The organism is Niallia sp. FSL M8-0099 (assembly GCF_038006945.1).
Classification (GTDB): Bacteria; Bacillota; Bacilli; order Bacillales; family Cytobacillaceae; genus Niallia; species Niallia circulans.
Map to the genome: position 1 here is coordinate 2748222 of NZ_JBBOWF010000001.1, position 21253 is coordinate 2769474.

Here is a 21253-nt window from a genome sequence, read left to right on the forward strand (position 1 = left end):
GTCATACTAAATACTACCAGAAATAAAGTTTGTTTATGTAATTAGCAAAATACGATTAATATTTATTTTTTCTCATTTAATGTTCATGTTTTGTCCCAATATAAATAAATTGTGACAAAATTAAAAACTTTTTTACCCTTTTATCCTAACATCCGAATGAAAAGGTGGCAATAAGTTTTTATGTTTACTAGCTTTCTTTTTTTATTTCTCATATACATAACATTTTAGCTTTACCAGAGGAAACATTAGAAAGGATGAATAAACGATGACACTCCAAATCAATTTTGATGATTCGTGGAATGATCAGCTATTAAAGCGAATTTCAGATGATGGTCCATGGGCCAATTGGGAACTATATAAGCTAGCAGTAGAAGTGGAACAACATAATATCATACCAGAATTCGAAGGTCTCCAAGCCCCTAAATACCTATCAGACCTTTCTCCATTGCCTCACCAGCTGGAGGTTGCGAAAAAAGTAATAGAAGATATGAATGGAAAAGCTATTTTGGCAGATGAAGTTGGTCTTGGTAAAACGATTGAAGCAGGATTGATACTAAAAGAATACATGATTCGTGGTTTAGTAAAAAAGGTGCTGATTTTAGTTCCTGCCTCTCTTGTCACACAATGGGCTTATGAGTTAAATAGTAAATTTTATATTCCCGCAATGGTTCAGCGCAAAAGTTATGTCTGGGAGCAATGCGACATTGTCGTGTCTTCTATTGATACAGCAAAAAGACAGCCGCATCGTGATATTATAAACAATCTGGACTATGATTTGGTGATTATTGACGAGGCGCATAAACTCAAAAATAATAAAACAAAAAACTATGAGTTTGTCCAAAATTTAAAAAAGAAATTTTGTTTGCTATTAACAGCTACTCCTATCCAAAATAGAATTAGCGAAATTTTTAATTTAGTATCTTTATTAAAGCCAGGTCATCTAGGAAGCGAATCATCTTTCTATGAAAAATATAAAAAAGATGCTCGCTCCATTGATGATGATGAAAATCTAAAAGCATTGGTCAATAAAGTCATGATCAGAAACAGACGCCATGATACAGGGATTGAATGGACCAAACGAATTGTTGAAGCCGTTCCTATTGAATTTACAAAAGAAGAAAGAGCATTGTATGAAGGACTGGCAGATTTAAAAACTGAAACCAATCTTTCTAGCAACATCGAAAATCCCCGCAGTCCATTTTCGATGATTACATTACAAAGAGAGGCGTGTTCCAGCAGAGAAGCAGTGTATTATACACTGCAAAACATGGTGAAGAAAGTGGAAAATCCAACACCACAATTCCAACAAAGAATACAAGAACTGGTAAAAAAGGTAGAAGCGGTTCAGCAAAATTCAAAAGCAAACAAGGCACTAGAGCTTATTAAGAAAATTAATGATAAAGTAATCATCTTTACCGAATATAGGGCTACACAACTTTATTTACAATGGTTTTTGAAGCAGCACGGTATTACATCTGTTCCATTTCGCGGTGGATTTAAACGCGGCAAAAAGGATTGGATGCGAGATCTCTTCCAGAATCATGCACAAGTATTAATTGCCACAGAGGCCGGCGGCGAAGGAATCAACCTCCAATTTTGTCATCATATTATAAACTTTGATTTACCATGGAATCCAATGAGATTGGAGCAAAGAATTGGCCGGATTCATCGGCTTGGTCAAAAAGAAGATGTGAAGATTTATAATTTTGCCGTAAAAGACACAGTGGAAGATCATATTTTAAAATTACTTTATGAAAAAATCCATCTTTTTGAAAAAGTTATTGGCGAGCTAGATGATATTTTGACGAAATTGGATTTTGGCAATATGGATGATTATATGATTGATATTTTCTCCCACTCTAAATCAGAAGGAGAAATGAAAATAAAAATGGATAATTTAACAAGCATGATTGAATTCGCACAAAGTATGAAGGAGGATGAGCCATATGAAGCAGCAGGAAATTCATCAATTTCTTGAACGATTTTTTGTCGCAAATGATTGTGAGATAGTGGAGAATAAACCTGGTTATCTAACTGTCCAATTAACAATTGAAATGGACAAGGAGTTAATGAATCGACCTTTTTATTGGCATTATCTTGAAAAGACTGGCGGCGTTCCGAATCCTGCCAGTCTAACCCTCATTACTGATCCAAAGCTGGCACCAGAGGATTTGAAGGGCGAACTGATCCACTTTGGGTCTCCCCGTCTTCATCAACTTTTTGCTTCTGCAAAAAATTTATCAAAGTATATTCGTTTATATGAAAATAAGATAGCATATGGAAAGCAGCAAACCCCTTTACAACCGTGGCTTGCTCTTAATGTGAAAATTTCCTATCAATGTGACAGAAAACGAGACGTATTTCAATCGATTGGACTGCAGCTCATCAATGGCCAAATAGCAACAGATTTCCAGGCAAAAGTGGAGAAAATGAACCTTTCTGCCAAAATTCCTGATTATGCATTTACGCTCTCTCCCTTAATCATGCCGAAAAGTGGGATAACAAGAATTGAGAATATGATAAAACAATCTTTATTAGCAGAAGAGCATTCATGGGCAGAAGAAGCGAAGCAAAGGTGGAAAAAGGATTTAGAATTGCTAGAGCATTTTTATGAGGATATGGAAGAAGAACAAGAAACTTTGGAAACGGAAAGGTTAGCCCTGCAGGAACAATATGAGCCAAAGATTAATATTTCAATTATTAATGGCGGGCTCTTCTATTTGGCTTCAGAAGCTGTTTCGTAAAGATCAGCTTTATTAAAAAAGGAGTAAATTGCTGTCATAAGCAGCATCTACTCCTTTCCAAACCTATCTCTTTACATTTCTACGCTTGAAACTGAATAAAATTAAATAAGGTAAAATCCCAAACCACCTCAGCATGAAAGGTTCTTTCAGTCCTTTTCTTTCCGCTCTTAATTTTTTTCTTTCTTCTTTGGGCTGATCCATGTACTGGACAAATGTTTGGGTTAAATACTTCACATAATCATTGGTATTCATCTAATCACCTACTCTAGCATTTGTACTAGGATAGCCCTATCGTTTGTTTTTTATTCATTCAACCCATTTCGTCATTTTATTCTGCTCTATATCAAAGTAACTTATCGCATAAATCGGCTTTATCCCATCTTGCATCTTTAATTGATAATCGATTTTAAAAGTAGTACGCGAATTTTTTTCAATTGTATAAAAGACATTACCATGTAAAAAATTCTTTGTACCTGAAAGGTCAGGATTCTCTTTTGTTGAAAGGTCTAGCTCGATTTCTTTTAAGGAAGACAAAAAATAATATTCTTGAATATTGCTATTTTTGACTCCTGAATCTATCCCCTTCTTATTTACATAAATTCCATATAGTATAAATAAAAAATGGATAAAAAGGATATATACACATAAAGATAATGGGTAAATAAATCCTTTATTGTTCTTAATCAATTCCCATCACTCCAAAAAGGTAAGATAAGATCTTATACTAGTCTCTTTTGCCATACCAAATCGGTCTACTACCTTAACCCGAAATCCGTTCTTCTGCATAATAAATTCTACCTTGTTAATGGCTTGTAATGCTACCTCATGCCCTGTTGAATCTACTCGCCTTCTAACACTGCTTCCATATTTTTCATAAGTAACAACCCTGCCATCCACATAGAGTACCAATTTATTGTTTGAAACAGAAATTCCTTGTGACATTTTTGTTTCTTTTTTTAATTCAAGAATGAACACTTCCCACTCCATTTCTTGTAATTCTTTTTCCGAAAACTGCTTGTCAAGCATAAGTCGCAAAGGAGTTAACAGGAGAGTAAGAATAATCGTGAAAATAAAAAAGGAAAGAAGCATTTCTGCCAACACATAGCCCTTATTATTATTATGAAGTATTAATTTGTTCATTCTTTCCACACTTCACAGATTTTTTTGTTTTTCTGAAATACATCCTTATATTGCAAACAGACAATACTATCTTTTTCCCAGACAATCGAGTAGCTTGTTCCTTCTTTTTCAATCGTCGTATTCCCTCTCTCCACTTCCTCTAATTTAAGCTCTATTAAATGGTTATAAAACAATTCATTTACTAGCCTGCTATCCGCGGAATCTTCTAGCTGTTTTAACACATGGATATAAACCGGCATCCATGTTAGCGCTATTAACAGCCATATCGTAAAGGACAATAAATAATCCGGCAGCATAAAGCCTTTACAATTTAGTCGCATAAAATCGTCCTTTCCCTATTAAAACGGTTAATTTATAGGGTTGTTTACCAATTCTAAATTCATATGTGCCAAATTTCGAAAAATTACCATTCGAATTAATGTTAAAAGAAAGTGTCGCGTTAGTAGAAAATATAACATCATCTGCATAATAACGTTCCACAATATTCCCAGTATCAGCATCAGCACGCATGTAGTAATAATGTAAAGTTGGATATATCCTCACTTGAATGGGGATTTGATTTTCTAGCGCAAACGCTTGGGCATAATAAAGATCACCTTCCAATTGCGCTAAGAAGTGAGTTTCTTTAAGAGAAGTTTGTTGGGAAGTAACAAGGAATATGGATAGAGAGGAAAGAACAACTAGTAAAGACATGGCAACAAGCATTTCCATTAACGTAAAGCCTCTTTGATTATTTATCATGGATTTTCTGAACCTGATGTCGTAATTACTCCATTTTTAATATTTAACTCCTTGCCATTGGGACATTTTTTTTGGTCTGCTGTTATATAATTTTCCTCTTCTAGTTTAGCAAGATTCTCTGGATATGCTTTATGCTCTATATAGTAAGATTGAACCTCTGCTTGTACCATCTTTGTTAATGCTTCACACCCAGTATTATTGATTTTGGAATTATGCTTGGTTATATTGGGAATGGTGATAATTAATAATATGGAAATAACTACCAAAACAATCATCATTTCAATTAGGGTAAATCCTTGCTCATTCTTCATTTTTTTTCTCCTTTCAAAAGCCGTCCAGTAATTGAAACATTGGCATTAACACAGATAAATAAATAGAAATTATTAGAATTCCAACAGCTGTATACAATGTAGGTTGAAGGACTTTTAATGTTTTTTGTAAATTTTCTTCTATTTGTGTTAAGCAATAGTTACCGAAATAATAGAATTCCTGATCAAGCTTTCCATTTTCCTGGCCGTGCTGAATAATTTGTAATAGCTCTTTTTCCAAAAAATCAAAGGAAGCAAAAGCTTGTTCAAGTCGCACTCCTTTTTTTAACTGTGAAATAGTGATTTGGCCTATTTTGGAATATAGTTTTTGCTCCTTATTTTCAAGAAAAAATTGCATACACTCATAAATCGAAAAACCACTTGATAATAAATAACTTAACTGTACGGATACTAGATAGGAAAAATAACGTCTAACAAATATCCCAATCATCGGAATACTCGCTAGTACATTTATTTGGTTAATAACATCTAATTTTCGAAAAGAAAAATAATAGTAGAGAAGCGCGGAAATAAAACATAGGGATAAGAAAACAAGAAGAAATGGAATAATGTGACCAATAAATTGGAGAAACAGGAGAAAGAAATTCTTGTTAATATTCATCGTTAAAAAGATAGAATTAAACTTCGGGATGAGGATACTTTGAACAAAGAAAAATAAAACAAAGGTAAAACACAAAAGAAAAAGAGGATAAGTAAGGATTTTTTTTAATTTTTTTATCGTATCTTGCTTATTCTGAATCATTCTACTTGCATCTTGAAAAGCACTAGCAAATCCGCCATGCTTTTCAGCAAAGTAAACAAAACTTATCACTTGATAATCAAAATTGAATCTTACTAGATTCTCAAAAAACGACTCTCCTCCTTTTAAAGAACCGTAACACGCATTAATATCTTCCAATCGACGATCAGGCATATAGTAACGAGAAGACTGGACTGCCTCCGCCATCGAATAACCTCTATCCAGCAGCTCACCAATACACTTTAAAAATTTCGCTTGTTCTATATTAGACCATGCATGATTATTCTTCATCATAAATCCACCGTTCATATTCTCCTTTCTTTATATAACCTAGCGCTATCCCTTTGGAAATAATATCTCCTAGTGATTTATAGTTCGCTCTCTGATATTCTCTTCGGTTATAGAGAATATCAGAAATCATCCTGCCTGTTATCATTTCAAACACGGTTGATCGTTTTAAGCGGTTATCTAAACGGTAACAGTTAGGAGAACAATCTTGATCACAAAATGGACACACCATTTCAACTAGTCTTTGAGCAGTAATAGCAATTAAGGTTTGTTCAATTTCAGTCTCCTTAATACCAAATTCTAGCAGTCGATGAATCGCACCTTTCGCATCCCTCGTATGCATTGTGCTCAATACTAAATGACCTGTTAAACTCGCCCTTATTGCAATGTGAGCGGTTTCTTTATCGCGGATTTCTCCAACCATAATAATATCTGGATCATGGCGAAGAATTGCTTTTAAGCCAGTGGAATACGTAATACCTGCTTTTTCATTGACTTGAACTTGCAAAACGTTTTCCTGCGTTTTTTCAATGGGATCTTCTAAACTAATTACATTTCGCTGATAAAGATGAGCATTTTCATTTAGGAGAGAGTAGAGTGTTGTTGTTTTCCCTGATCCAGTTGGACCGGTCAGAATTATTAATCCGTGTGCGTGCTTTAGCAAGGAGATTAATTTACGAGAAATATTTGGAAATAAAGAGATGTGATAGATTGGAAGCATATTTTGGTCGGAAAGTATACGAATTACTAAACTCTCATGAGGGTGAGATGGTAAGGTTGAAAGTCGTAAGCCAATATACTGACCTTTGACTGTTGTGGAAATGGATCCATTTTGCGGTTTTCTTCTTTCGCCAATATCCATAGAAGCTGTAAATTTAAAATGAGAGATCAACTTGTCACATTCATTTGCTGAAATTACTAAGTAATTAATTAAATGATTGGCAATTCTAAATTGGAGAACAGATTCCTTCTGTTTTGGGGTTATGTGAATATCAGTAGCATTCTGTTCTACTGCTTCACATATAATACGATTTGCTAGAGCTTCAATCGATAACACTTATATTTAACACCACCTTTATATTTTTCAAATATGTATTTCGACAAAAAAGGGTAAATTCCTTCTTTCTTTTTAATTTTTTTGCTAAATTTAATGTCAGAATATACTTATACAATAGTATTGTCCTTTTCCATCACTACATTGACTAAAAATCTTTCCAAGAAGTTCAACAAATCTGTATAAAATGCCAGCTCCTATCCATACTATAGATGTCAACTATTTTGGGCTATAGCCAAGTGGTAAGGCAACGGACTTTGACTCCGTCATTCGTTGGTTCGAATCCAGCTAGCCCAGTAGAGACCCGTGTTCTGGGTCTTTTTTTTGTAAAAAAGCCTCGAGTAGATCGAGGCTTTACCTTTTATTATACATTCATATCATCATGCCGAATCTGTGACTTTTCGATTTGGATGGTTGTATGTTCCATATTAAATTTAGCTTTCAGACGATCAATCGCGACCTGTAGAATTACTTGACTATCACTCTTATCATCAATTAATAAATGGCAGCTTAGTGAATCCAATCCAGAAGTGATTGTCCATATATGCAAGTCATGAACATCGATAACTCCAGCGATTCCTTCCAACTCCTTTTTTACCTCTTCTTTATTAATAGTGGTTGGTGTTCCTTCCATTAAAATATGGATGGACGTTTTTATTACTCCCCAGCCGCTTTTCAAAATTAATAGCGCAACTACAACAGATATGATTGGATCAGCAATATACCACTTAAAGAAAATCATGAGGCAGCCTGCAATTATTGCGCCAACAGAGCCCAATGCGTCACCTAGAATGTGTAAATAAGCACTTCGCAAATTAACATTGCCCTCTACATCGCCTTTTCTCAATAATGCTAGGGCACTGATCATATTCGCTAATAGTCCAATTACAGCTATTATCATCATCGTTCCACTTGAGACAGCAGGTGGTTGGGAAAATCGTTCGATTGCCTCTAATATGATAAAAAAGGCGATAACAAACAATGTAACACCATTAAATAAGGCAGCTAAAATTTCAAAACGATAATAGCCGTAGGTTTTACTCGAAGAGGCAGGTCGTGTGGCGAACCAGATTGCTAGAAAGCTTAAAAAAAGAGAACTTGCATCACTTAGCATATGACCTGAATCTGACAATAAAGCAAGACTATTTGTAAGTAAACCACCAAAAAACTCTAACAGCATAATACCAGTTGTTATGATTAACGCTATAAGTAAGCCCTTTTTATTTCCTTCTCTTATTTCTTCGAAACCATGATGATGTCCATGATGACTATGGTCGTGCCCATGAGAATGTCCCATCTTATCTTCCTCCTGTTTCTAAAAAATGATATTTGCTTGCTTTTTACATGTTTCTCCGTAAATGTTGATAGATATATGCTGCATCATCCCCAACTCCTTGAAGCAGACTGGAAGCTCTATGTGTTTGCCATGGTAATCCTAAAAAATACAATCCAGCAATATTCGTTATTCCCTTCTTATGAATAGGATTTCCGTTTACATTTATTACTTGTGGAATGTTAATCCAACTATAATCATGATAAAAACCGGTAGCCCAGATAACAGTGTTAACTTTTAGTCTGCGTTTATCTATAAACTCAAAAGTATCATCGACAATTCTTTCTGTGCGCGGAAATACTGTTATTGCTCCACTTTTTATTTTTGCTCTTAATTCAAATCCAAAAACTGGGTCTGGTTTCTTCCTTAGCCATTGACCTATTTTGGAATAGGTACTTGCTTTATATATTTTCATTTTCTCAAATAACCAGAAAATACTCTTATTCCCTATATTTTGTGGTAAAAAACGAATTTTATGACCTACTGATAGGTATACCAAATATTTGTCTGAAAGCTCCGCTGCAACTTGCGCCCCTGAATTCCCGGCTCCTACAATTAAAACCGGTCCTTCTTTAATTTGTTTCGGATTATGATATTGCGATGTATGAAGCTGGACTACATTTTCAGATAAACTAGAAGCAAATGAAGGTATCAATGGTTTTTGAAAGGGACCAGTAGAAATAATCACTTTTTTAGCTGCTAATACACCCGCATTAGTAACTACCTTAAAGCCTTCCTTTGTCTTTGATAGTTCCTTTACCTCTGTATTTAATTGAACTGGCAGCGAAAACGTGGTCGCATAATCAAATAAATAGTCTGCTATTTCATTTTTTGTGGGATAGCCATCCAAATCCCCATACAGCGGAAACCCAGGAAGAGAACTGTAAAAACGTGGAGTAAACAATCTTAATGAATCATATCTCTTTCTCCAGCTTTCACCTATAGATGTTTCTTTTTCTACTATGAGGAAAGATAAGCCGCTTTTCTTTAAAAAGTAACCCATCGCTAGCCCGGCTTGCCCGCCGCCAATTATTATTACATCGTAACTCATAACAACCGTCCTCCATTATATGAATATGTGTTCATATATTCATTATAATCTAATTAATAAATCTGTCAATAAAAATTAACAATAAGTTCCACTTCTCTTTTAATAATCTATTTAAAACGTTGCTCATGCTTCAAATAGTGAATATGTACAATTTATGAACAAAACATTTGTGAAGTTGTGAACATTTTATAAACTTATCGTTTTAACCATGTTTATGGTAGATTGCTATATTATAATAAAGAAAATTAGTCCTCAGGAGGAACATTTAATATGGAAAATACACTAAAAGTTACAAATGTCTTATCAGATCCAACTCGTTTCTATATTTATCAGTACATTACAAAACGTCATCAAGATGTCACTGTTCAAGAAATAGCGGATGAATTTTCCATCCATCCAAATGTAGCTCGCTTGCATTTATCTAAGTTAGAAGATGTAAGAATGCTACACTCGGAAACAAAAAAAACAGGTAAAGGTGGTCGCCCCAGCAGACTATATCGTTTATCAGATGAAGTTATTCAATTTAGCTTTCCTTTTCGAGATTATCAATTATTAAGCAGCATTTTATTGAAAACGCTTGAAAGTCTTGGAGCAGAGGGAAGCAAAGCACTTTATGAAACAGGAAAAACATTTGGCAAAGAGATGATGGAGCAGGAGATTGCACGTATTACAAACAACACAGCACTATTATCGAATGAGGATAAAATACGTTTATTACAAAATGCTAGTTTAATGACCGGACAGTTACCTGCATTGGAATGGAATGATGATCAAACCTCTTTATATTTTGAAATTTATAACTGTCCATTTAAAGAAGTAGCTGTAGAACATAAGAATAAAGTTTGTACCATGCACCAATCCTTCTTTACAGGAATGTTCGAAGCTTTGTTTAAAGATGTTCAGTTAATCGAGAAACAAAATATTATTACTGGTTGTGATCAATGCGCTTATAAAACGATCGTGCAATAAAAAAAGAGAAGGAGCCCCTTCTCTTTTTTCTCATTTAAAAGCCATTAATATATGGATTATGGTCCATTTCATGCTCAATCGTCGTTTTTCTGCCATGACCGGAAAGCACTAATGTGTCTTCAGGTAAATTCAATAACTTCTCATGGATACTAGTTAGCAATGTTCTTTGATTCCCGCCAGCTAAATCTGTTCGGCCGATACTTTCATAGAAAAGGGCATCGCCTACAAATGCCCAATTCTCCTTTTCAAAATAAAACGTAACACTGCCTGGAGAATGCCCTGGTGTCTCCATCACTTGAAAGGTAAAATCACCGATTGTCATGCTTGGATTTTCATCTAAGAAATGCTCAGCAGGTCTTGTTACAATCGGATTCGGCAGCCTAAATGCTTCACTGCCGTTTAATTTCGGATTAATTAGCCATTCTTCCTCTTTGCTATGTACATATACGGGAATACTATACTCTGTCCGAACATCTTCCACTGCACCAATATGGTCAAAGTGAGCATGTGTTAACAGAATTGCTATAGGAGATAATCCTAACTCCTGAATTATCTTTATTAACTTTTCTCCATTTGCCCCAGGATCTATCACCAAACAATCCTTGTTTTCATTCCATATTAAATAACAATTTGTCTGGATTGGTCCTAAAGGAATTTGTTTATACTCCATCCCATAACCCCTCCTATCTACTCTCTAATTGACTTACAACACGTTCTACTTTATCTTCCATTTTTCTACTAATATCCCGTCTATCATCAATTCGGATATTTGTACAAACACGAACAAGCCCTTTTTCAAAAGGAACTTCATGCATAGCTTGGATTACTTCAAATAAAACAGGAAGCTCTCCCTCAATAATTGTATTCATCGGCGTTAATTGGAACCGAATTTGCCCTTTTTCCTCATAACCCATAAGCACTTTTTGTATATCTGCTACATATGCACTTACACTTGGTGTTTGTGTTCCTACTGGTATAACTGTTACATCTACAATTGCCATTAACTATATTCTCCTTTCAACCGTATATTTAACCATATATAAGACAAAGATACTTGATTATGTTCCATGATTATGATGGCATATTTTTATGCCATCATCAACTATTGTGAATAGTGGTAGAAAATAAGGAGCTAATTTCGCCCGTTTCCATATCCAGCATATTTTCATAATAATAACCAAATAGACAATATTTTCCATCACTCGAAATTTGGATAGGCTGATCCTCTAATTCCATTTCCGTATCTATCTTTTTGCTTTCACCTGTTTCCATATTTATTTCAACAAGATTAAAGCCATCTTGATAAGTTTCCGCATTACCACTATTTTTGGGAACAAAAGTAAGAAATTTATTCTCATAAAAAGTATAGTTTGGTACTAACCAATTGGAAAATTTAGATAATCTAGGTAAGCGGACACTTCCTTGCTTCTTTAATTCAGAATCATAAAAGGTATAAATGGCTTCCTCTTCTTTAGATGAACCGGCCAGAGTAAGGAGATAACCATTTTTCTCTTCTATAAAATAAATATCAGGTACGTCCCATTCTTTTTCTTCTTTTGTTTCCAAATTGAAAATTTTAAGAGGAGCGTAAAAGGAAGGGGAGCTTTGGTCCCACTCTAAATACATTACTTTTTCCTTTGATTGCCATTGGGGAAAGGGCGTAGACACAGGAAAATCACTTAATTCATTTTCTTGAATATCCAATACAGATACTTTACTTTCCCAATCCTTGGTGAAAGTAGTAATTAATAGTTCATTTTCACTATAAGGATTCCACGCAAAATCTGTTTCATAGCTTTGCAATTTTCTAGTAAGCACTTCATTTCCCTTCATATCAATGATATGAATTTCTCCTTCTTCATCAGAAAGAGCATTGTATATTAAAAGTTGATTTTTATTGAGTATCACATTTGACAATTCTGTTACCGATTCATATAAAGGAATATGCTTTCCAGTATAGATGTTATAAGTGTAAATTTTATTAACACCCTCTACTTTCGCCGAATAACAAATTGTATCATTCTTTATCCAGCCATATACTTGCTCAAAATCTCCTTCAACTGGACTAATAGGAGGAAGCATCGTGTTGTTATTGATATTTTTGTCCTTCGCTTCATTTTCACTGGCTGAATTATTCTGTCTTGGTACACAGCCAGACAGAATAAGTGTGAAAAAAGTGAAGAGAAGAACTATTCCTAGTGTGTTTCTCTTACCTAATGGAAACATTTTTCACACTCCTATACTACTTTTCATGTTTTATTTACTCTATAGAATAGTAACATAAAAAAGCCGATTTTTTCGGCTTTTTTTCAAATACGCTTTGATATTTTACTAAAATGAGAAATATTCCTCCATAATAGGTGCTTATTTACACTCCATACATTTCATCTACTGTAAATCTACAAATATAAAGACGCTAAGAAAATCGTTGATGTGTCATGATAGATTTCAGTAAATTGGGATAGAGGAAGAGGATTTATCCCTTTTCCCAACTCTAATGTAAATCCTGGCTTTCTAAATTCTTGAATAAACCAATCTTTATAACCAGCATGACTATCTACATTTTGAATGGCTTTATATCCACTCACTCTATAAAATTCATTTGCTATCGTTTGCGATTCTGCTGGCTCTAGCCCTTCATAGCCCCAATAAAATTCTTTTCCTTGCGTATGCAATGCTATTAAACAGTCAAAATTCTCTTTATGCGCAAGCTTCGCCATCACTTGAGCCTCAGGTTCAGACAATGGCGTGTCTCCCGGATAATCTCTTGGTGCTGGCGATTTTGGTTCTTTCCTTTCCTTTTCAATTTCCCAATTTGCCGGAAATTGATTATTCAAATCAACCCCACGGATATTTGCCTTCCAGCTAGTGAAATCAGTGCTTCCACCATTTATCGAGAATAATTTCTCCTTCTCTTCTTCTGGAGGACCATTTAAGACCAAATTAACTCCATCTGGATTGACCATCGGTACAATGGATAAGTCAACAGACTGATATAATGGCATTGTATGAACACGATGAATATTTGTCCCATTCGTTAAAGATAATAAAAAATCATTCAAAAACACCATTAAAATCGGCGTAGTAATCCATTCATTGGCATGGAATGATGCATTTATATGAACCTTTTTTATACCTTTTCCTATTCTAATTTCCTCAATATTATGTCCTAATACACTTTTACCAATACTCTTCACTTGAATGAATGGAAAAATTTTCTTTAATCTAGTTAGATCGACTTGCAAGGAATGATAATCATACTTTTTCTTTCCCTGTACTATTCTTCCAATAATGCGATTTGGAATATAAATTTCATCGCCTACTTGAAGATTATTCGGATTTACATGTTGGTTTATTAATAAAATACTATCCACTGAAATATTTCTTACTCCTGCCAATTTCCACAGAGTTTCTCCCTGCTTTATCTTATGAACCTGTAATTCAAATCCAGGTATTTGGATAGTTTCTGAAGCTGCTAATTTATTCGGATTAACATGAGGATTACTGTCTAAAATAAGATTCAAGGGAACCATAAAAAGCTGACTATAGTACCAAAGTGTATCTCCTGGTCTCAATTTAATCTCCATATGCCCACTCCTCTCCCTATATATATATGAACCGCACTAAAAAACATTACTTATGGTACTTTTTCTTATTCATAAAAAAAGCTTTGTGACAAAGTAGGTATTTCTACATTTATCACAAAGCTCCATCATTCTACTCTTTTTTATTCGCTTCTTCCACTATCTCAAGCATCCCTTTTTCTTTATCATAGAACCGCAATAAGTCTCCATAAATAATACTATCAGAATACTGCAATTCTAAATTCGCCTGCTCTATATAAGGCTCACACCCGTCTCCATTGACTGCTTCTCCAGTTGTTCGATCATAACAAACTTCTTTCGTATACACATAATCATTTGTGATAAAGCTGCCATCTCGTAAGACAACAAACGGATCCTTGTTATCAGAGAAAAGATCAGATCCAAATTGAATATCATTTTTTGTCTCGATCCCGAGCAAATGAAGAAGAGTCGGCTTGATATCCACTTGACCAGATACTGTTGACAATGTTTTCCCTTCCATTCCTGGAATATGGATAACAAAAGGCACTCTTTGTAATTGAGTGCTTACAAAAGGAGTCACTTCTTCTCCTAATAACTCACTCATTGCTTTATTATGATTTTCCGAAATGCCATTATGATCTCCATACAGTACAATAATGCTATTTTCATAGAGACCTTCTTCTTTTAGTTTCTCAATAAAATTTTTCAATGCTTCATCCTGATAACGGACAGTAGGAATATAATTATTCAGTGTTTTACTGCCGGTTGTTAATGGCTCGATAAATTTGTCTTCCTCTTCTAACTCAAAAGGAAAATGATTTGTCAGCGTAATAAATTTACTATAAAAAGGCTGCGGCATTTCTTTTAAATGAGCGATTGATTGCTCGAAGAAGTCAATATCCTTCAGCCCCCAGCCAACAGAGTTTTCCTCATTCACCTCATAATCATTAATCTCATAAAATCGTTGGTATCCTATACTTTGGTACATAATATCACGATTCCAGAAACTCTTATTATTTGCATGTAAGGAAGCTGTGTAATATCCATTTTCATTTAAAATTTCAGGAGTTGCCTGATATTCATTTCCAGAATGAGTAAAGAAAACAGCCCCTCTACTTAATGGATACAATGAATTTTCCACAATGAATTCCGAATCTGAAGTTTTACCTTGTCCAGTTTGGTGGTAGAAATTTTCAAAATAGAAGCTCTGTTTAATAAAATCATTTAAAAATGGTGAAATTTCTTCGCCATTAACTTCTCGATTGATTGTAAACGACTGAGTAGACTCTAGACTAACCATGATTACATTTTTACCTTTAGCAATACCAAACATGTCCTTATTTGGTTCTGTATAATTTGCCTGATTATAATTAACCATATCTGTTAATTCACTGCCATCTGCAAATGCTCTTTGTGCAGAAGTCTTTGTTTGCAGAAAAATATCATAAAGTTGATAATTATATGTTCCAATATTTTTCACTAAAAGCTCTCTATCAAATGTTCGAGTTAACAATTGCGTTCTTTGCGTTTCTGCTAAACTTAGATTAAAAAAAGCTAAGCTTATCGTAAGTAAATAGAAAATACTCTTGTGAACTCTTGTGTATTTCGGAATTTTTACAAAGGCTGGTTTCTTTTTCATAATGACAATAAGCAAAATAATATCAACAAAGAAAAGAATATCCGTAACATGGATTAACTCTCTAATACTACTTCCTAAATCACTCATATTACTTGTTTGAAATAAAAGCGGCAGAGTTAAAAAATCTGTATAAACTCGATAAAAAACCACATTTGCGTACAAAACAAACGAGAGAATCAAACTTGAAATTAATATATATCTCTTTTGATTTTTTTCTGAGAAAAACATGGATATTCCTAGTATAAATAATATGGAACTTAAAGGATTAATGATTAATATGAATTGTTGAATCCAATTTTCAATTTTAATATCAAAGCTTGTAATATAGGCAATATTTGTTTTAATCCATAGTAAAACTGTTGCAATCGTTATAAGTGATAGCTTTGACCACTCCAATTTTTTCTTAAACAATGGTGAATCCTCCTAACTATTGATCAAACAAAATCTCGAAAATTATCACTTTACACATTTTACAATATTTTTATTATATAAAGCTAATCTTTATGAAATTTTAATCTAATTTTCATCTTTGTGTATTATTATAATAGCTTACTCTTTTTTAAACGTCCAATCAGACGAAAAGTTTCAGAAATTTTATCGTAATTATTCCTATCATTTAAAATAGCTAAAAAAAATCTCCTTCCAAACGGAAGAAGATTTTTTTCATTCTTAATAATCCTATCTATTTGTACCTAGCTCGATTAACTTTTAGCCAACCACGCAGCACCAATTACCCCTGCTGTATTTCCAAGAGTCGCAACATCAATGACAGTTGACTCTGCTACACTTTTAAAGGAAAATTTCATAAAATTCTCTTTTACAGGATCTAACAGGACATCTCCAGCTTTTGATACTCCTCCACCTATGACAATTTTCTCAGGATTTAACGTATTAGCAATATTTGCTAATACTAGCCCTAAATGAAATGCAACAAATTGAACGATTTCATTAGCTAATTCGTCCCCTCCTTTAGCTGCATCGAACACATCTTTTGCTGTAATCGCCCCTTCTTGATCTAGTAACGAATGAAGCTCGCTTAATGTATGTCTTTCCGCTAATCTTTCTTTCGTTAAACGAACAATTCCCGTTGCAGATGCAATCGTTTCTAAACAGCCAGTTTTCCCACAGTTACAAGGAGCTCCATTTTCCACAATTGCAGTTAGATGACCTATTTCACCAGCAGCTCCTTTAACGCCTTGCACAATATCTCCATTAATAATAACGCCTCCGCCAACACCAGTCCCCAGTGTTACGCAAACTAAATCCTTTGCTCCTTCTCCAGCTCCCTTCCACATTTCACCTAAAGCAGCACAGTTAGCATCATTATCAATCGTTACTGGCAATCCTAAATCTGCTTCAAGGCGAGCCTTTAAAGGAAAATTATCGGGCCAGCCTAAATTTACCGTATTAAAAATAATTCCTGTTTCATAATCAAAAGGACCTGGCGCACCCATTCCTGCACCTAAAACATCCTCTTTCGAATGACCTAATTCCTTCAATTTAGCATCAATGGATTTTGCAATATCAGATGTTATATTTTTCCCTTCCTCAGAATTATCTGTTGGGATTTCCCAATGATCAATTAAATCGCCATTTAAAGATAAAAAAGCAATTTTCACCGTTGTTCCGCCTAAATCTATTCCAGCTACCCATTTTTCTTGCATCACACATTCCCCCGATTTCTCTTATCCTCTAAGTATTGTATTTCTTGATTAAGCAGTCGCATAGCAGAATCGAATTCTTGTTCTTTTATTAATTGAGATTGATATAATTCTTTAATTTCGGATTTCATTAATTGTAAATCGCCTACTCGATCTCCAACATAAATGATTGTCCCGTACTTTTTTAAAAACTGCTGCACGTCATAAATTGTTTGCATGGTACCCCTCGATTTCATTCTTATTCTATCCACTGCAAAGGTTTGCATAAAGTGATAAATTAATCGTTTTCAAATTAAGTATAAAGGATACGGACTGTTTCCTCAACAGCAGATTCTTTTCCCTTATTAGGAAAGTAAATATATGTTTAAAGCTAGAAAACAAAAGATATTCCCTCCTCTTTCTTCTTTTATCATAATTTTCTTTTCCATACATATATTTAAAGAAGTATAGATGAGACAGGCTCATATTTTGAGCATACTTAACATGGAGCGGTGAAAATAATGAAAAAAGATTTTATTCGTTTAAGTCTTTCTCTTATTATCCTTATTTCTATTTTCTATATTTTTCAACAAAAGCAGATTGCTAAGGAGAGTATCACCTATTTTCCGATTGATCCTACTGTCACTTTTCCGAAAGCAAACACAACTCTTACTTTTAGTAAAAAAAGATTTGATGAATACAGTATTCTTTGGGAGAGCCATTCATCCATTAATAAGGTCGCATATTTACGGCAGGATATGAGCTTATTGTATGCAAATGGAAAACTAATAAACACAATGGGAGAATGGAAACAAAACACTTTGGAGCTTTCAGGAAAAAAAACAATCGTGGAAAGAGAAAGTAACTTTTTACAAGCAATAACTTTTCATTATGCGGAAATACACGATAGTAGTGAAAGAATTTTCAGTTCACAAAAAACTTCCACGGACAACTTATATATTATTAACTCCAAGTTTGAAAATGCTCCCCTAACTTTTCATACTGCCAGCAACTTAACAGAAAAGGATTGGGCAAAGACCTTAGAGAAAGAAGCATTAAACAATGTAGAGTATGCTTATCTTCAAGTATTAAAAAAATTCCATATTTCACCTGAGCAATATCATACAAAACTATTACTTACAGACTTAATCAACTATAACGATGCACCTCTCCCGAACTTTTCAAAAGAACAAAGCGCAAAAATAATTGGACAACTAACAGAGGGGCTCTATAAAAATTATTTTCTTGGCGTTATAAAAGAAGATGGAACCATTGCTGATCCCATCGGTAGTTCTATTCCTGTATTATTAATTAATGATAACCATCTTCTTATCTTATTTACAACAGTAGATGGTGAGTCAATTGTTTTAAGACAACAAATATCTACTCTTTAATTTTATCCCATAATAGAAGATATTTAGAATTGTTTTCGTCCAAATTTATCGCTGATTGTAAATACTTCCTTGCTTCTTCCAAGTTCTTATTATATATACTTACAACCGCTAAATTATAATATGCTTCATGAAATTCTGGATTTATCGCGATTGTTTTTTGCAGGTTCTTCTCTGCATCATTTAGATTACTCTTCTTAAGTTGAATATAAGAAAGTAAAAAGTAGTAATCTTCATTATTCTTTGGTTCCAGTTTCTCCAAAGCCAATTCAGCCTGATGAAATTTCTCATCATGGATATAATCATGGATCAGCATATAGGCTGATTGTTCTTGTCTTTGCAATACATCTTGATGGAATGAATAAAGGACACCTATTCCCAAAAGCAGTATAGTAACAAAGGCGGCACCAAGCTGGATTTTCCAGTTTTTTTTCTTTGGAAAATGAACAATCGCTGTGGCTAAGAAGCCGCCTATCAAACCACCAATATGTCCTGCATTATCGATTCCTTGTATAGTAAAACCAAAAATAAGATTGATAATTATGATGATAATGACATTCCAGCCCATTACACGAAAAAATAGCTGGGGAAAGCGCCACGCAAAATAAAGAAGTGCACCAAAACAGCCAAAAATCGCGCCGCTTGCACCAGCCGATAAAGACGGACTTAATAAATAACTAGCAAATACCCCACTAAACCCAGCAAATAAATAAATAAACATAAATCGGCTCGATCCAAAAATCCGCTCAATTAATGGTCCAACATAATATAGAGCAATGGAATTCATAAGTAAATGCAAAATACCAATATGTAAAAAAACAGGTGTTACAAATCGCCACCATTCCCCATTGGCAATTAAATAATTTACTTTTGCTCCCCATTTAATTAACGTTTCACTGTTTGTACTTCCGCCACTTAATTCCATTAAGAAAAATACAATCACTTGAATAGCAATGAAAAAATACGTGATACATGGTTTTCCAAAATTAAATAACTGTCTTTCTTCTTTTTCATTTTGTCTTAAGCGTGTAAAGATAGCATCTTTATATTTTTGAATATGCGTTTCTCGCTCTGCTTCCGTTTCTGGCATACCTTGTAATTCTGCTATTTTAAACTCTCCTATTTCCCAGTCTTGGACGGATCGATCAAGAAGAACTGTTTCAATTTGTATTTTTTTATTTGGGCTTAAAAATACTGGATTGATAATATGTTCATATGAATCTACAGGCGGATAAGCAGATATATAAATGCTCACCACCCTAAGGGAACGACTATGCAGCGAACTTCTTATCCTTTCAGCATTTAACGCTGTCCTTTCTATATCCCTGCTTAACCAATTACTCCAGTTAATATCGATTTGAAATAAGCGAATAACGGGAGATTTTGATTTATTCTCTTGAGCCTCTAGCCATATTTCTTGTTGATCTTCTGATAAGTAGATAATTTTATACTGATATTCATTTACTAGTATATGGATGATTCTCCAATACTTATAATGTTCTAGCTCCATCTGTTCTCTCCCTACTCTCCGAACATCCTGAAAGGTAATGACACTATATTCTTCAAGTTCTTAAAAATAGTTGCTTTTTAAGGAAATACGCTTTCTATGTAACAATACTATATATGTTTCTTTTTTCCTTCATTTCATTTAAATGTCACAAAATCCATCTTTCATTTTAGCTTATTTTATGTATTTTATAAATGAAAGTGACATTCGACAAGCATATCGCTTGAAGATATGAACGTTATTATTTGTTATTACCTTTTTAAAAAGATTAAAAACACATTTGGTAAAAGGAAAAAAGGATAGAACAAAAGTAACCAATTGGTACCATTATGTTGCGGACACTCTGTGTATACCTTCTCCCTTTTCGGGATCTATTTATCATATTTTCAAAAAATCCAATTAAAGATATTTATATATGACCAAAATCTTGATATTATCCATTTGAGAACGAACGTTCGAATAGATATTAAGATAGCAATTATTTAACACTATGTCAAAGGATATCAACCAATTACCGTATACAAAAAGCGGAAAGTCTTACTGTATCAAATAAAAATCTTTAAAATTTAACTATGAGGTCTTTTATAATATGTATGTAACGATTGCAGATTTTATTAGAGAATGGAAGCGGGAGGCAGAGCTGACTCAAAAGATTTTAGAAGGTTTAACCGATGATTCTTTACAGCAAAAAGTCTCCCCTGAAGGTCGTACATTAGGAAGACCGGAATATTTAGCTCAAATTCGGGCAGAAAATAAATGAACTAGAGAATGCAAAAAATATTCCTGCTGCAGCTAAAGAAATAACCGATACATTTAAACTTCTTAGTTCTACTGCAATCAAAGTGATAGAAGAACAATGGACAGACGAATCCTTGAAGGAAGTGCAATCAGCCTTTGGCAGAGAAGAAACAAATGCTCAAATTTTAATAGGGCTCATTAAGCATATTGTTCATCACCGTGGACAACAAGTTACAATTCTGATGCAGCAAGAGTCAAACCATTTGGAGTTTATGGACCATCAAAGGAAGGTTGGATTCTTGTAGGACTAGACAAAGACAATCCACCACTTTAACAGTTCAAGAAGATATCCTTGTAATACTAAATGTACACCTTGGCTTAGAT

Annotated in this window: 22 protein-coding genes, 1 tRNA gene and 1 pseudogene; 6 read left to right on the top strand and 18 right to left on the bottom strand. The window is 34.0% G+C overall.

Annotation, left to right across the window (positions count from 1 at the left end):
* Nucleotides 1–265: 265 nt before the first annotated feature.
* Complete coding sequence (locus NSQ92_RS13660; protein WP_061798499.1) at nucleotides 266–1978, top strand: DEAD/DEAH box helicase; 1713 nt, start codon at nucleotides 266–268, stop codon at nucleotides 1976–1978.
* A complete protein-coding gene (locus NSQ92_RS13665; RefSeq protein WP_144545194.1) occupies nucleotides 1947–2744 on the top strand; it encodes a YqhG family protein in 798 nt (265 codons plus the stop codon). Before NSQ92_RS13660 ends, NSQ92_RS13665 begins: the two co-directional genes overlap by 32 nt.
* Before the next feature lie 63 nt (nucleotides 2745–2807).
* Here NSQ92_RS13665 and NSQ92_RS13670 read toward each other — a convergent pair whose 3' ends face one another.
* Genes NSQ92_RS13670 through comGA form a run of 8 tightly spaced genes read right to left on the bottom strand, consistent with a single transcriptional unit; the run spans nucleotide 2808 to nucleotide 7038 of the window.
* Entirely contained in the window at nucleotides 2808–2996 is a 189-nt protein-coding gene (locus NSQ92_RS13670) for a YqzE family protein (protein ID WP_047941175.1), read from the bottom strand.
* Between the two features lie 54 nt (nucleotides 2997–3050).
* The gene (gene comGG / locus NSQ92_RS13675) at nucleotides 3051–3431 is read right to left on the bottom strand and encodes a competence type IV pilus minor pilin ComGG (protein ID WP_047941176.1); all 381 of its coding nucleotides are present in this window, start codon (nucleotides 3429–3431) and stop codon (nucleotides 3051–3053) included.
* Between the two features lie 6 nt (nucleotides 3432–3437).
* Complete coding sequence (gene comGF, locus NSQ92_RS13680) at nucleotides 3438–3884, bottom strand: competence type IV pilus minor pilin ComGF (RefSeq protein ID WP_235844479.1); 447 nt, start codon at nucleotides 3882–3884, stop codon at nucleotides 3438–3440.
* On the bottom strand, nucleotides 3881–4204 hold the full coding sequence (locus NSQ92_RS13685) for a hypothetical protein (RefSeq protein WP_047941177.1): 324 nt from the start codon (nucleotides 4202–4204) through the stop codon (nucleotides 3881–3883). The genes comGF and NSQ92_RS13685 overlap by 4 nt, the downstream gene beginning before the upstream one ends.
* Nucleotides 4188–4625, bottom strand: a complete 438-nt coding sequence (gene comGD / locus NSQ92_RS13690) for a competence type IV pilus minor pilin ComGD (RefSeq protein ID WP_082138260.1) — start codon at nucleotides 4623–4625, stop codon at nucleotides 4188–4190. The genes NSQ92_RS13685 and comGD overlap by 17 nt, the downstream gene beginning before the upstream one ends.
* Nucleotides 4622–4936 carry a competence type IV pilus major pilin ComGC gene (comGC, locus tag NSQ92_RS13695; protein ID WP_047941179.1) on the bottom strand — a complete coding sequence of 105 codons (315 nt, stop codon included), beginning with the start codon at nucleotides 4934–4936 and terminating at the stop codon, nucleotides 4622–4624. The genes comGD and comGC overlap by 4 nt, the downstream gene beginning before the upstream one ends.
* Before the next feature lie 13 nt (nucleotides 4937–4949).
* Complete coding sequence (comGB, locus tag NSQ92_RS13700) at nucleotides 4950–5987, bottom strand: competence type IV pilus assembly protein ComGB (RefSeq protein WP_186325647.1); 1038 nt, start codon at nucleotides 5985–5987, stop codon at nucleotides 4950–4952.
* A complete protein-coding gene (gene comGA / locus NSQ92_RS13705) occupies nucleotides 5974–7038 on the bottom strand; it encodes a competence type IV pilus ATPase ComGA (RefSeq protein WP_061798515.1) in 1065 nt (354 codons plus the stop codon). The genes comGB and comGA overlap by 14 nt, the downstream gene beginning before the upstream one ends.
* Nucleotides 7039–7260: 222 nt before the next feature.
* On the opposite strand from comGA, the gene NSQ92_RS13710 reads away from it, so the two are divergent.
* Nucleotides 7261–7332 (top strand) — tRNA-Gln (locus NSQ92_RS13710).
* Between the two features lie 67 nt (nucleotides 7333–7399).
* Here the strand turns inward: NSQ92_RS13710 and NSQ92_RS13715 are convergent.
* Both NSQ92_RS13715 and NSQ92_RS13720 read right to left on the bottom strand, forming a co-directional pair.
* Nucleotides 7400–8332: a cation diffusion facilitator family transporter gene (locus tag NSQ92_RS13715; protein ID WP_047941244.1), complete on the bottom strand. Its 933-nt coding sequence runs from the start codon at nucleotides 8330–8332 to the stop codon at nucleotides 7400–7402.
* Nucleotides 8333–8375: 43 nt separating this feature from the next.
* Complete coding sequence (locus tag NSQ92_RS13720; RefSeq protein ID WP_144545192.1) at nucleotides 8376–9419, bottom strand: NAD(P)-binding domain-containing protein; 1044 nt, start codon at nucleotides 9417–9419, stop codon at nucleotides 8376–8378.
* Nucleotides 9420–9689: 270 nt separating this feature from the next.
* Between NSQ92_RS13720 and NSQ92_RS13725 the strand changes: the two genes are divergently transcribed.
* Nucleotides 9690–10388 (top strand): helix-turn-helix transcriptional regulator, encoded by a 699-nt coding sequence (locus NSQ92_RS13725; protein ID WP_095258956.1) that lies wholly within the window; start codon nucleotides 9690–9692, stop codon nucleotides 10386–10388.
* Nucleotides 10389–10422: 34 nt separating this feature from the next.
* Here the strand turns inward: NSQ92_RS13725 and NSQ92_RS13730 are convergent, their stop codons facing one another.
* From NSQ92_RS13730 to NSQ92_RS13760, 7 genes are all read right to left on the bottom strand, one after another.
* The gene (locus tag NSQ92_RS13730; protein WP_047941247.1) at nucleotides 10423–11058 is read right to left on the bottom strand and encodes an MBL fold metallo-hydrolase; all 636 of its coding nucleotides are present in this window, start codon (nucleotides 11056–11058) and stop codon (nucleotides 10423–10425) included.
* Nucleotides 11059–11071: 13 nt separating this feature from the next.
* On the bottom strand, nucleotides 11072–11389 hold the full coding sequence (locus NSQ92_RS13735) for an MTH1187 family thiamine-binding protein (RefSeq protein WP_047941248.1): 318 nt from the start codon (nucleotides 11387–11389) through the stop codon (nucleotides 11072–11074).
* Nucleotides 11390–11486: 97 nt separating this feature from the next.
* Nucleotides 11487–12614, bottom strand: coding sequence for a YqgU-like beta propeller domain-containing protein (locus NSQ92_RS13740; protein ID WP_061798534.1), 1128 nt, complete (start codon nucleotides 12612–12614; stop codon nucleotides 11487–11489).
* 173 nt (nucleotides 12615–12787) lie between these two features.
* Nucleotides 12788–13975 (bottom strand): M14 family metallopeptidase, encoded by a 1188-nt coding sequence (locus NSQ92_RS13745; protein ID WP_341152862.1) that lies wholly within the window; start codon nucleotides 13973–13975, stop codon nucleotides 12788–12790.
* Nucleotides 13976–14105: 130 nt separating this feature from the next.
* Nucleotides 14106–16004, bottom strand: a complete 1899-nt coding sequence (locus NSQ92_RS13750) for an LTA synthase family protein (RefSeq protein ID WP_341152863.1) — start codon at nucleotides 16002–16004, stop codon at nucleotides 14106–14108.
* Nucleotides 16005–16294: 290 nt separating this feature from the next.
* A complete protein-coding gene (locus tag NSQ92_RS13755; protein WP_047941252.1) occupies nucleotides 16295–17257 on the bottom strand; it encodes an ROK family glucokinase in 963 nt (320 codons plus the stop codon).
* A complete protein-coding gene (locus NSQ92_RS13760) occupies nucleotides 17257–17472 on the bottom strand; it encodes a YqgQ family protein (protein ID WP_047941253.1) in 216 nt (71 codons plus the stop codon). Before NSQ92_RS13760 ends, NSQ92_RS13755 begins: the two co-directional genes overlap by 1 nt.
* 282 nt (nucleotides 17473–17754) lie before the next feature.
* On the opposite strand from NSQ92_RS13760, the gene NSQ92_RS13765 reads away from it, so the two are divergent.
* Nucleotides 17755–18627 (top strand): hypothetical protein, encoded by an 873-nt coding sequence (locus NSQ92_RS13765; protein WP_095322372.1) that lies wholly within the window; start codon nucleotides 17755–17757, stop codon nucleotides 18625–18627.
* On the opposite strand, the gene NSQ92_RS13770 is transcribed toward NSQ92_RS13765, so the two are convergent.
* Nucleotides 18617–20134, bottom strand: a complete 1518-nt coding sequence (locus tag NSQ92_RS13770; RefSeq protein ID WP_341152864.1) for a rhomboid family intramembrane serine protease — start codon at nucleotides 20132–20134, stop codon at nucleotides 18617–18619. The genes NSQ92_RS13765 and NSQ92_RS13770 overlap by 11 nt on opposite strands.
* Nucleotides 20135–20720: 586 nt before the next feature.
* On the opposite strand from NSQ92_RS13770, the pseudogene NSQ92_RS13775 reads away from it, so the two are divergent.
* Nucleotides 20721–21203, top strand: a pseudogene (locus NSQ92_RS13775) (DinB family protein).
* The last annotated feature ends 50 nt before the right edge of the window (nucleotides 21204–21253 follow it).